This window comes from Colwellia sp. NW0002-52-1 (genome assembly GCF_057550865.1).
Genome location: NZ_BAAJLU010000038.1, coordinates 1 through 11,429 on the forward strand (window position 1 = coordinate 1; position 11,429 = coordinate 11,429).

An 11,429-nucleotide genomic window follows, 5' to 3' on the forward strand; every position below is an offset into this window, starting at 1 on the left:
GATGTTCACCTGGCTATAGCATTTACTTTATTACCTAAGCTTTTGGTTCACTTGAGTATCAAGCACTCATTATCCAGAGTTCAGGTTAACTAAGTATTAAAACTGTTTTAAATACCGCAATGATAGCTGTATTTATTATGACTATTGTCTTAACATAAGGCCCATTGAAGACGCTTAAACGACGTTATTTCCCCCAAGAAAACAGTAATATTATGACCGACCTAACACGCGATAAAACTTTAGCATTAGTGCTCGAAATATTTGGCTGTAAGCTTGAAGATTGCCAAGTATCTCATTTAGGTAACGGGCTTATTAATAACACTTATTTAGTGCAAGCTCCTGAACAAGAATTTGTTTTACAGTGTTTGAATCAGCAGGTGTTTACAAAGCCACAGCAAGTCACTAATAATGCCGATTTAATCAGTGCACACTTGCAAGTTAAGCGTGAAAATAATGGTTATCCTTTAACGCCAGTATTTCAACTTAAGTGTTTAAACAAACAAAACCATGTCAAAGTAGCAGAACAGTATTGGCGGGCTCTGCAATACATACCTCAAAGCTTTACTTTAGAGGTAATAACGAGCCTTGAACAAGCCAAATCAGTGGCCCAAGCCTTTGCACAATTTACTTCAGCATTAAGTGACTTTGACAGCAAAAAACTAGCGGAAATTATTCCAAATTTTCATGATCTAACCAGCCGAATTAGCCAGTTAGAACAAGCGATAAAATCTACATCTGCGCCATTGTTAATATCTGCTAAAGCTGAGATTGAGTTTATTCAATCTCAAAGTGCATTTATTGAAGAAATCATCAAAGCCACTGAAACCTTGCCTTTACACGTTACTCATAACGACACCAAAATTAATAATTTATTATTTAGTCAAATAACCAAAAAACCTATTGCGGTGATTGATTTAGACACCTGTATGCCTGGCTATTTAATGCATGACTTTGGTGACATGGTGCGTACTTGCTGCGTATCAATCGCAGAAGATAGTACTGAATTAGATAACATGGTGATAGATTTTGACATGCTCAAAGTATTAACCCAAGGTTACCTTAACGGTTTTAATGGTGTGTTAAGCACAGCAGAACAAAACAGTTTATTATTGGGCATAAAATTAATGCCTTTTATGCTCAGTATTCGGTTTTTAACTGATTTTTTAACTGGCGATACGTACTTTAAAACCCATTACGCGAAACACAATGTAGACCGAGCAAAAAACCAACTACATTTGTACAGACTATTTTGTCAGCATGACGCTCTGATAACTGAAATAGTATTGCAAGACAGCGTTGTAATTTAAAAATTATTCAGGTGCTTTCGACGGCAAGGCTAGCGTTAGTTGCTTACTGAGAACAACCTCAATAAAACCAACCCCTTGTTATTTTAAAATATTTCGTTAAAGTGTGGCTTAAAAAAACTAACGAACAATCAACATCGTTAATAAAAATAATAAAAATCCGTGGTGTGTAGTAAATGAGTCGTAGCAGTAAAGGTTTCACTTTAATTGAATTAGTTGTTGTTATTGTAATAATTGGCATATTAGCAGCCACCGTATTACCCAAATTCATCAGTTTATCAAAAGAAGCTAAAATATCGGTATTAACTCAATTTAGTGTTAGCGTACAAGCAGCTAATCGTTTGATATTCATTAAGTCTAAATTGCCAAGCTATGTTACATTTCCTGTAAGTGGACGACCTGACTTAGTCGATATTGATATGGACAATAACGGCTCGATTGACCTTAATGGTGTTGATTTAAGGCTATTACACTCTTATATCGATAATCATGAAGTTTATAAACAAATTCAAGTGTCTGAACAGTTTGAACTCTCAGGTAGAAAAATCTTTGAAGAGCAAGGCGCTAATTTTGTTTTTGTAGGCTATGACAGCAATGAAAATAATCAAGTAAGCGATGATAATTGCTACTTTAGATATACCCAAGCCGCATCAGAAGATATAGGCCCGAAATACGATATTATTTCTACTGGATGTTAATTTAGTTAAAGGAAAACACTTACAATTGTGTTTATTCCTTAACTACCACCTCATTAATTAATAGAAAGAGTATTTATAAGGTCTATAAAATACTCATAAGTGTAAATTCTGCAAGCACTAAAGCGGCAACCTAATTCGCCTTAAGATTAATAATGCTAACTGTTGACAAGCCATAGTAATGGGGTCAGAATTGCCGCTCAAAATTGCTTAGGTGCTCGATATTTATACGTTAACAACGTTAAAAATAAAGAGATAATCGGGAAGTTAGTGACATGCTTTAATGCATAATTCTAACGCTGCCCCCGCAACGGTAATACTTTGTTTTACAAAGTTAAGCCCGGAGACCGGCCTAAACAACATAGAATTATTTGCAGTGCGGTGGGCGCTTCGGAAATATATCGACATTAGCAAGAGTTTTGCTAAATTGTCTGTTGCCTTCCGTACGCCCCTCAAAAACTTTTGAGGTGTTCATGTTCTCTCGTTTACGATATTTATTTATAACTACCTTTGTGGCATCACCGGTTTTTGCACAAGTAGAAACACCTTTAAATCAAGATCTTGAAGTTATTGAAGTGGTGAACGAACAGAGTTTCAATTCTCCTAATTATCAGGTTTTACAACGAGAAAGTTTCGTTCATACATCGCAAACGCTGGCCGATATTTTACAAAAAGTTAATGGCATTCAAATTCGTCAAATAAGTGGCATTGGCAATCCTGTATCTGTCTCTATTCGTGGCTCAAGCAGCAAGCAAATTCAACTCTATATCGATGGCCAATTAATTAATGACAGTCAATTTGGTGGTTTCGATTTAAACCAAATACCAACCGAGCAAATTCAAAGCATTGAAATTAGTAAAAACCAAGCTATTGGCACCGGCGCAACCCCCATTGGTGGCGTTATTCGCATTAACACCTATAGCCCAACTCAAGACACGGCTAAATTAACCCTTGCCACTGGTTCATTTGGTTATAGCGAAGCTAACCTATTATTTAATAAAGTATTTAAGACTCAAAGCCTTTCATTTGGTGGCCATTATATAAATAGTGATAATGACTACGATTTTCTGGTACCTCAAAGCTTTGAAGACAGCACAAAATCAGCAGAGCAGGCATTAAGAAATAATGAGTTCACTAAAAAAACATTTTTCATTAATGACATTATTCAGCTAGGCCAGCATCAAATTAGGTTGAATGTACAATATAATGAGCAAGACAAGTCACTGCCTAACTACCGTAATAATTCTCCAGAAAACAGTTCAGAATTAAGCTCAGACAGCACTCGCTACAGTTATCAGCATCATTGGTTAAGCAGCTTATCTTTGTTAGATTCGATCGAATTAGAAGCTTATGCTGAAGACAAAAACGAGCGTTATATTTCAAGCCCTGACTCTGTTATGTTCGATATCAGTGATTACGAAACTAAAAAATACCATGTTGGATTAAAACCTTTAATGACTTGGCAAGATTTTAACTTCACGCCCTTTATCAGTTTTAATAAACAAGACTTTACATCTATCAGCCAACATAATGGCCAGCCAACTCAATGCAATGGTATTGGCTCATGTGATATTTCAGCAGAGCAACAACAAACCAACATAGGCTCTCGCTTAGAATGGCAACCTACTTCATTACCATTAGAAGCCTATATTTTGATCAGTAATTTACATGAGAAAAACGTAAACTCTGCACTTAATCAACCAGAGGCCGAGAAGCTGAGAAATGATGAAAATTATTTAACCACCGAATTAGGTTTAAGCGTTAAACAAGAGCGTTTTAAAATTACCGCTAATGTTAGTGACGGAGTACGAACGCCAACCCTATACGAGCTTTTTGGTGATCGTGGCTCTTTCAAAGGCAATGATGATTTATTACCTGAAGAAGCGGTTACGTTCTCACTTGGTGGGCAATATCAGCATAAAGCCTTATCTATATCCTCTTCCATTTATCATCAAACATTAGAAAACTCTATTGTTGCCATTTTTAACTCAAGTAATGTTGGCAGTTATAGAAATGTTAGCGATGCCGATTTAATGGGCTTTGAAGCACAACTGAATTATCAATTATTTACTCCGTTGTCTTTATCTTTTCAAGTGAACTTGATTGACAGTGAAATGCAATCTGAATTTGTCGCATTTGATCAGAATAAGTTACCGGGCATTTACCATCAGCAATACAGTGCCTCACTAAAATATCAAGTCAATAAAGCATGGCAGTTATCATTTAAAACTAGCCTAGACAAAGACTTGTACTTCAACCTTATTAACAGATTTCAAAATGACAACAGTAACTTGGGCAATGGCAATCCAGCCGACCGCACAGTGTCTGACCTATTGGTTTATTGGAAAGAAGGTAAACATCGCGTGACTTTCAGTGCCAACAACTTATTCAATGATAAATATCAAGATCTTGCTAACAGAGCATCACAAGGTCGAAGTTTCCAAATTAAATACACAATCGAGGGATTATAAATGTTAACAACTTTTAAAAGACAAATGTTGCCACTAAGTTTAGCCATAGGTACAACAATACTTGCTGGCTGTGGTGGCGGTTCAGGTAGCAATAATGCGCCACTTGTAACAGGTGATACTAGCCCTGTTGTTGAAGAAAACACAACGTTGGTGAGCAGTTATAATGCTACTGATGGCGATGGTGATGCTATTACATTATCGCTAGGTGGTAGCTCAAGTGCTTTATTTACCATTACACAAGCAGGTGAACTTAGCTTTGTATCAGCTCCAGATTTCGAAAATGGCGATGTTGGCCCTTTTTCTGTAACCGTTATTGCTACAGATGACAGCAGTAAAAACCTGACCGGTGAATTGAGTATTCAAGTAACCGTAGGTGATGTTAAAGACACTCCTTCGTTTGCCGTAGTACAAACAGTTGCACCTGATTATTCAGGCTCAGAAGTTGTTACATTAGATCCTGAAACTGAAATAGTAACTAAAGGTTACTATATTAAAGATGGCTCAGATTACACTGTTCGTAGTTACAACAAAGACGTTTTTCATATCGGTCGATTCTTCATTGACACAATAGCAAAATACAATGCCGATGCACTTGATACTGAAGTTTGGAGCTATACTACGCAAGATACTGGCGACTCTACTTCACGTAACCCATACGATATTGTTTCGCTAAGCGACACTAAAGCTTACATTTTACGCTATGGCTCAAGTAAAGTATGGATTGTAAACCCACAAGCAACAACCGCTGACAACTTTAAAATTGGCGAATTAGATCTTGATTCTTATATTGCAGAAGACAACAGTAACGGTACGCCAAACCCTTCAGCCGGCACAATTGTTGATGGTAAACTCTTTATTACCTTACAACGTTTGAACGACGCTTATTCGCCAAATACCGCTTACATTGCTGTTTTTGACACTGAAACTGATCTAGAAATAGAAACTAACGCTAATGCTGATGACACTGTTATGGGTATTCCTTTAGTTGGCTTAAATCCACTAAATGGCAGTATTGTTAATAAAGATGGTGTTGTTTATGTTACTACACGTAATTCATACAGCGATACTGACTTAACGTTAAGCCGAGTTGAAGCAATAACGGCAAGTGATTACAGCTTACGTACCGTGTTAACGGCTGATGATATTGCTGAGAACACTAGCGCATTTATTGGCTCAAGTGCCATCGTTTCAGCAACAAAAGGTTACTTAGTTGCTGAAGAAACATTTTTCTCGCCATACCGCGTACTTTCTACGGTTTATAGCTTTAACCCTACTACAGGTGTTATTGCTGATGCTGCAATAGCTGAAACAGGTGAAGAGCAAATTAGCCATATTAGCTTAGATGCTGCGAACTTTCTTTGGATCAGTGTTAGCAACCCAACTAATCCAGGTGTTGACGTTGTAAATACTGAAACAGACGTAAAAGAGCTACCTAGATTTGCAACTGAATTAAACCCAACGGCAATTGCGTTTATCGAATAACAAATACGATTTACAATAACTTTGCCAATAAAAAACCGCTTTTTAGCGGTTTTTTTATCTCTAATTTATCAGTTCATTTCAAGGCACGGTTTGGCGCTAGGCAATGTAATTAAGTGGTTTTCCCTTGAGCAATAATCCGTTTAATTTCAGCCATATTAAGGTGTTCATTACAAACCTTTGCTAAGCGCTCTAGTTGTATTTCTCTATGCTGAGCAATATCAATAATGGGTGCTTTAAAGTCTTTAATACCCAACCAATTAAGCACTAACTTTGTAGGCTCTGGACAATCGAAAAAACCATGTAGATAGGTCGCAATTATTTGCCCGTCATTTGAAATACAGCCATCGGCAATAGTATGCTGTTCCTTATCGTTTGATTGAGCTTGAATCTTAAGTAATGACTTACTTAACGCAGGGCCACTTGAAACACCACAATGTATTTCGTACCCCGTTAACTGACAGGCTTCATTATTAAGCCTCATGGTTGCACACACTTGGCTTAAGGTCTTCTTTGCCGTGAGCTTAGTTGTAAAGTCTAACAAACCTAAACCCGATACTTGCTCAACATGAGATTCTATATGCTCTGGGTCAAATATTTTCTTACCCAACATTTGATAACCACCGCAAATACCCATAACTTTTCCGCCATAGCGTAAGTGTTGATCAATTTCTTGCTGCCAGCCTTGTTGCTTTAAAAATGTTAAGTCAGAGGTAACATTTTTACTACCAGGTAAAATAATGAGATCAGCGCCTTGTAACGACTCCCCCATTTTTATGTATTGTAAATTAATATTGGGCTGTAAGCGCAAAGGATCAAAGTCGGTATGATTGCTCATATGCGGTAACAAAGGTACAAAAATATTTACTTGCGCTTGTGTCACTTTATTATCAAGTGCTACGGCATCTTCAGCGTCTAACGCTAGGTCATGCAAGTAAGGTAAAACACCTAATACCGGCTTACCCGTGCGCTCTTCTAACCAATCTAATCCAGACTCAAGCAGTTTTATATCGCCGCGAAAACGGTTAATAACAAAGCCTTTTACACGTGCTTGCTCTGACTTTGACAATAACGCTAGCGTTCCCACCAAATGTGCGAAAACACCGCCACGATCAATATCAGCGACTAAAATAACCGGGCAATCAACCGCTTCGGCATAGCCCATATTGGCTATATCGTTAGCTCGAAGATTAATTTCAGCAGGACTACCGGCGCCTTCTACAATCAGTACCTCGTGTTCAAGCGCTAACCTGTGATGAGACGTTAGCACAGCTTGCATCGCTACTTTTTTGTAGTCGTGATATTTACCAGCTTCCATATTAGAAAGCGCTTTACCGTGCACAATAACTTGCGCGCCAGTATCACTATTGGGCTTTAATAAAATAGGGTTAAAATCAATGCGCGCTTCAACTTTTGCCGCTATGGCTTGTAAAGCTTGTGCACGACCAATTTCACCACCGTCTTTAGTCACCGCACTATTTAGTGCCATATTCTGCGGCTTAAATGGCGCGACATTAGCACCTGCGTTCACTAATACTCGGCAAAGCCCTGCAACTAAAGTGCTTTTACCTGCATCCGACGTAGTACCTTGTACCATTAATGTTTTCAAAGTGCTGCCTTATGGCTAATATTGTTAGAAGACTTTAATGTTAAAGGCAAACCTGCCATAACAAATTCGACTTGATCAGCAACTTTAGCAATCGCTTGATGCAACCACCCTGCCTGGTCTACAAACTGGCGCGACAATTCCCCCATTGGCACAATGCCGTGCCCCACTTCATTACTGACTAAAATAATTTCAATCGCGAATGCCTGGCGGTTTTCCCCCTCAAAACTTAAACCTTGAAGGCTATTTAATAAACTAAGAAATTGCTGTTTTTCTTGCTGCCAGTAATCAATATTACCACTGTCTTGGCTTGCTTTATTATTGCTATTAGGACTTGAATTCGACTGACATAAACTGTTACTTAGCCACAAAGTTAAGCAATCAACTAAAATACAAACACCTGATGATTTATTTAATGAAGCTTCAAAGATAATCGATTCAATAGTCGCACTTAATTGCAAAGGAGCTTCTATTAATCGCCAATGCGCTGGACGCTCTGCTTGATGCTGCGCAATTCTTTGCGCCATTTCAGCATCTAGCGCTTGTGCGGTCGCAATATAAGTTACTGGCAGCGTTGACGACAGCGCATATTGCTCGGCTAATGCGCTTTTACCTGAACGTGCGCCGCCTAGAATTAACTGAATTTTATGTTTCACCATTTCAGTCATACGCCCGCCGATGTCAGGGTAAGTAGTGAGATATAAATAACCACTTCTGAAAACTGTTGCGCAGCGCCTAAACAGTCGCCGCTATAACCACCTAACTGTCGCATAAACCAGCGTTTTAAACACCATCGCGTTAATAACAAAATAACCACTAACGGCCAAATAACACTAAAAGACAAAGTTATAAACAGGATCACTATGCCAGTAGCGAGTAACGTTAAATAACTATTGTTTGATAATGCTTGTGCTAAAGGCTTTACTTTTGAAGTGGCATCTTCAGTTACATAAGGCATATCGGCAATTAAGCTGGTCGCAAGCACTCGGCTTAAACAATGTCCTAACACTAAAATAGACAACACGCTCAACCCATCGTTTATCAAGTTAACATGCGCCATATTTTGCTGAATTAACGCCAACAGCGCTTGATATTTAATCATTAAAATAAAAAACAATGCTGCTGCGCCATAAGTGCCTAAGCGACTATCTTTCATAATATTAAGTTTATTTTCAACGGTCCAGCCACCGCCAAAACCATCCCAAACATCGGCCCAGCCATCTTCATGAAAGGCTCCGGTTAAAAGCACACTGGTTGCCATGGCAATTAACAAAGCTAACTCAATAGGGAGATACAAAACACTGAGATAAAAACTTAGCGCTGAGCCTATTCCTATTAGTACGCCGACTAAAGCAAAATAACGACTTGCTTCATTTAACATATTCGCGGTTACATCAACCTTCATGTTAACTGGAATTCGAGTGAAAAAACTGACAGCCAATAAGAATAACTGCCATTGCTGCGCAAGCAAGTCTCGCTTGGTTGTTTTTAATGGTACATGCTCTGACTCAGGTAACATCAGTAACCTCTGCATCAACAAAGCTTGCCATATCATTATAAAAAGCCACTGCGGCTTGAATTAAAGGTAATGCTAAAGCTGCTCCCGTACCTTCGCCCAACCGTAACCCTAAATTTAGTAGCGGTTTCACTTGTAACCATTGCAGCATTTTTTCGTGGCCTTGCTCACCTGAACAGTGGGCGAACACCATGTAGTCTTTTACCTTGGCATTATATTTAATTGCTAACATTGCCGCCGCTGTGCAAATAAAACCATCAACCACAATTAACATTTTATTTTCTGCCGCGGCTAACATTGCAGCGGTAATTTGCACCACTTCAAAACCGCCTAAACAGCGCAAAATAGCTTCAGCATTAATGAGTTTATCTTGATGAAGCGCAAGCGCTTGTTCAACCACTTGTTGTTTCTTCAGTACTATTTCATCAGAAACACCGGTACCACGCCCGACAGCTTCACTGGCAGGAATAGCCATAATTGCCGCCATTATCGCGGAAGCAATCGTGGTATTACCAATGCCCATTTCACCAAAAGCAACAACATTACTTCCTGTTTTTTGAAGTGTTGTTATGTGTTTTTTAGCAAATACAAAACCTTGATCAACTTGCGTTTGAGTCATCGCCTCTTGCTGATTAATCGCCTGGGTGATATTGCCTAAGCGTTGTTCTATAACTGCTGTAGATGAAATCGGCTGTAAAATGCCTGCATCAACAATACTAAGCTGCCAACCTAGTTGTTGACTAAATACATTAATGGCTGCGCCACCTCGGGAAAAATTTGCCATCATTTGGCTTGTAACTTCACTTGGTGCTATAGATACACCTTCGCTCGCAACACCATGATCGCCTGCAAAAACAGTTAAGTGCGGAACGTTAATTTTGAGCTTACATGCCATGCTTTTACTAGGGTCAAAGGCAGCGGCTGTTAACTGAATATTAGCTATTTGCTTAGCTAAAAGTTCTAGATCGCCTAATGCGCCTAGCGGCTTAGTTTTACCGTCAATTATGGCTTGAATTTTATTTGAGTGTTCGTAATTAACCGCTTGAATATTAAACATTTTCAACACCTAACAATGGCCAAGCCTATAAAGTATATAGGCTGACAAGTTATGAATAACGTTGATGAGTTTAGAGGCTTAAGGGAGAGATATCTCACCATTGATGGCATAGCCATCAATGTAAAAATAAAATTCCAATGCTCGAGTAACCCGCTCGACGTGGTAATTAATATCTATATTTCCCCTGGTATCCTGACTTTTAGCACTCATCCTACTTTAGTCAATAACGTTATGGCTTAGAGATAAATATATGCGCTACTTACAGTTGCGGGCACAGTTGTGGGTTTTCACCACATTCCCAGTTTTACCTTCAATCATGAATGTAAAATTGAATATGACATTATTTAATTAATCTCGCGATTATCAACAGCGAGGGGAAAATAGCAAGTTTTTTAAACTCAGTGAAACCGTAAACGTTTGCAATATTGCGCTAACAGAAAAACTAAATCATGACTAAAGCATTAGCTTCGACCAAGCTTTTCCGCTTTCATCAACAGTAACTTGCAGATGAATAAGTGCACCATAAGGTACGTCGATATTGGCCATATGGTTAACACCCGGAATAGGTAAACCAAGTACTTTAGCTAAAATATAGCGAATAACCCCGCCATGGCTAACGACTAAAGTATTTTTTGTTCGATATGGTTGCTGATCTTTTTGATCGGACTGCTCAAATTGCGCTAATAAATCCGCCCAGAAGCGATCAATACGTTCGGTAAAGCTTGTCATAGTCTCACCATTTGGCGGCTGACATTGCCAAGGGTTTTGCCAAAAATCACCTAAAGTTAGTGCTTTCTCTGCATTGCTTATTGCAGTTTGAGGTTGCCAAAGTGTTTGATAGCTTTGCCCGTCCCAAGCACCAAAGTCCATTTCTTGCAAATCAGGCGTCACCTTTAATGAAATATCAATTTGCTGACAATAGCTTTCTGCAAACGCTCGACAACGAATAAGAGGTGAGCTGTAGCACTGTGAAATATCTACTAAGCCTTTTGTCGCTTCAACAAGTTGTTGCTTGCCATTATGTGATAAAGCAATATCTGAGCGCCCACATAAAATTCCACTCTCAACAAGCTCACCATGACGTAACAAATAAACATTAAACACTAACAAGCTAATTTCCATGATTTTTTAGCAATAATTGCATACAGTCTAGCAAATAAACTTGCTGTATTAACAACGAAACAACTTTACTTAACCTGAACTCTGGATAATGAGTGCTTGATACTCAAGTGAATCAAAAGCTTAGTGGATAAAGTAAATGCTCTAGCCAGGTGAACATCACGAATAGACATCATCAATGC

9 protein-coding genes and 2 riboswitches are annotated in these 11,429 nt (G+C 38.6%); of the genes, 4 read left to right on the plus strand and 5 right to left on the minus strand.

The window, feature by feature from the left end; translation table 11 throughout:
* Positions 1 to 164: 164 nt before the first annotated feature.
* From AC27H3_RS17860 to AC27H3_RS17875, 4 genes are all read left to right on the plus strand, one after another.
* Complete coding sequence (locus tag AC27H3_RS17860) at positions 165 to 1,307, plus strand: phosphotransferase enzyme family protein (protein ID WP_487108074.1); 1,143 nt, start codon at positions 165 to 167, stop codon at positions 1,305 to 1,307.
* Positions 1,308 to 1,480: 173 nt separating this feature from the next.
* Positions 1,481 to 2,002, plus strand: coding sequence for a prepilin-type N-terminal cleavage/methylation domain-containing protein (locus AC27H3_RS17865; RefSeq protein ID WP_487108075.1), 522 nt, complete (start codon positions 1,481 to 1,483; stop codon positions 2,000 to 2,002).
* Between the two features lie 192 nt (positions 2,003 to 2,194).
* Positions 2,195 to 2,369: riboswitch (cobalamin riboswitch) on the plus strand.
* Between the two features lie 103 nt (positions 2,370 to 2,472).
* Complete coding sequence (locus AC27H3_RS17870; protein ID WP_487108076.1) at positions 2,473 to 4,470, plus strand: TonB-dependent receptor plug domain-containing protein; 1,998 nt, start codon at positions 2,473 to 2,475, stop codon at positions 4,468 to 4,470.
* The gene (locus AC27H3_RS17875) at positions 4,471 to 5,952 is read left to right on the plus strand and encodes a cadherin repeat domain-containing protein (protein ID WP_487108077.1); all 1,482 of its coding nucleotides are present in this window, start codon (positions 4,471 to 4,473) and stop codon (positions 5,950 to 5,952) included.
* A 109-nt stretch (positions 5,953 to 6,061) separates the two neighbouring features.
* Here the strand turns inward: AC27H3_RS17875 and AC27H3_RS17880 are convergent, their stop codons facing one another.
* From AC27H3_RS17880 to AC27H3_RS17900, 5 genes are all read right to left on the minus strand, one after another.
* Positions 6,062 to 7,558 carry a cobyric acid synthase gene (locus AC27H3_RS17880; protein WP_487108078.1) on the minus strand — a complete coding sequence of 499 codons (1,497 nt, stop codon included), beginning with the start codon at positions 7,556 to 7,558 and terminating at the stop codon, positions 6,062 to 6,064.
* Positions 7,555 to 8,223 carry a bifunctional adenosylcobinamide kinase/adenosylcobinamide-phosphate guanylyltransferase gene (cobU, locus tag AC27H3_RS17885; RefSeq protein WP_487108079.1) on the minus strand — a complete coding sequence of 223 codons (669 nt, stop codon included), beginning with the start codon at positions 8,221 to 8,223 and terminating at the stop codon, positions 7,555 to 7,557. The genes AC27H3_RS17880 and cobU overlap by 4 nt, the downstream gene beginning before the upstream one ends.
* Positions 8,220 to 9,074 carry an adenosylcobinamide-GDP ribazoletransferase gene (locus AC27H3_RS17890; protein WP_487108080.1) on the minus strand — a complete coding sequence of 285 codons (855 nt, stop codon included), beginning with the start codon at positions 9,072 to 9,074 and terminating at the stop codon, positions 8,220 to 8,222. Before AC27H3_RS17890 ends, cobU begins: the two co-directional genes overlap by 4 nt.
* Entirely contained in the window at positions 9,064 to 10,128 is a 1,065-nt protein-coding gene (gene cobT / locus AC27H3_RS17895; protein WP_487108081.1) for a nicotinate-nucleotide--dimethylbenzimidazole phosphoribosyltransferase, read from the minus strand. Before cobT ends, AC27H3_RS17890 begins: the two co-directional genes overlap by 11 nt.
* A 168-nt stretch (positions 10,129 to 10,296) precedes the next feature.
* Positions 10,297 to 10,474: riboswitch (cobalamin riboswitch) on the minus strand.
* 107 nt (positions 10,475 to 10,581) lie between these two features.
* On the minus strand, positions 10,582 to 11,232 hold the full coding sequence (locus AC27H3_RS17900; RefSeq protein ID WP_487108082.1) for a histidine phosphatase family protein: 651 nt from the start codon (positions 11,230 to 11,232) through the stop codon (positions 10,582 to 10,584).
* Positions 11,233 to 11,429: the final 197 nt, after the last annotated feature.

Excerpts from the sequence above, each read along its gene's own strand:
- AC27H3_RS17870 (WP_487108076.1), top strand. The coding sequence starts at position 2,473 with ATGTTCTCTCGTTTACGATATTTATTTATAACTACCTTTGTGGCATCA.
- cobT (WP_487108081.1), bottom strand. The coding sequence starts at position 10,128 with ATGTTTAATATTCAAGCGGTTAATTACGAACACTCAAATAAAATTCAA.
- AC27H3_RS17890 (WP_487108080.1), bottom strand. The coding sequence starts at position 9,074 with ATGTTACCTGAGTCAGAGCATGTACCATTAAAAACAACCAAGCGAGAC.
- AC27H3_RS17865 (WP_487108075.1), top strand. The coding sequence starts at position 1,481 with ATGAGTCGTAGCAGTAAAGGTTTCACTTTAATTGAATTAGTTGTTGTT.
- AC27H3_RS17875 (WP_487108077.1), top strand. The coding sequence starts at position 4,471 with ATGTTAACAACTTTTAAAAGACAAATGTTGCCACTAAGTTTAGCCATA.
- cobU (WP_487108079.1), bottom strand. The coding sequence starts at position 8,223 with ATGACTGAAATGGTGAAACATAAAATTCAGTTAATTCTAGGCGGCGCA.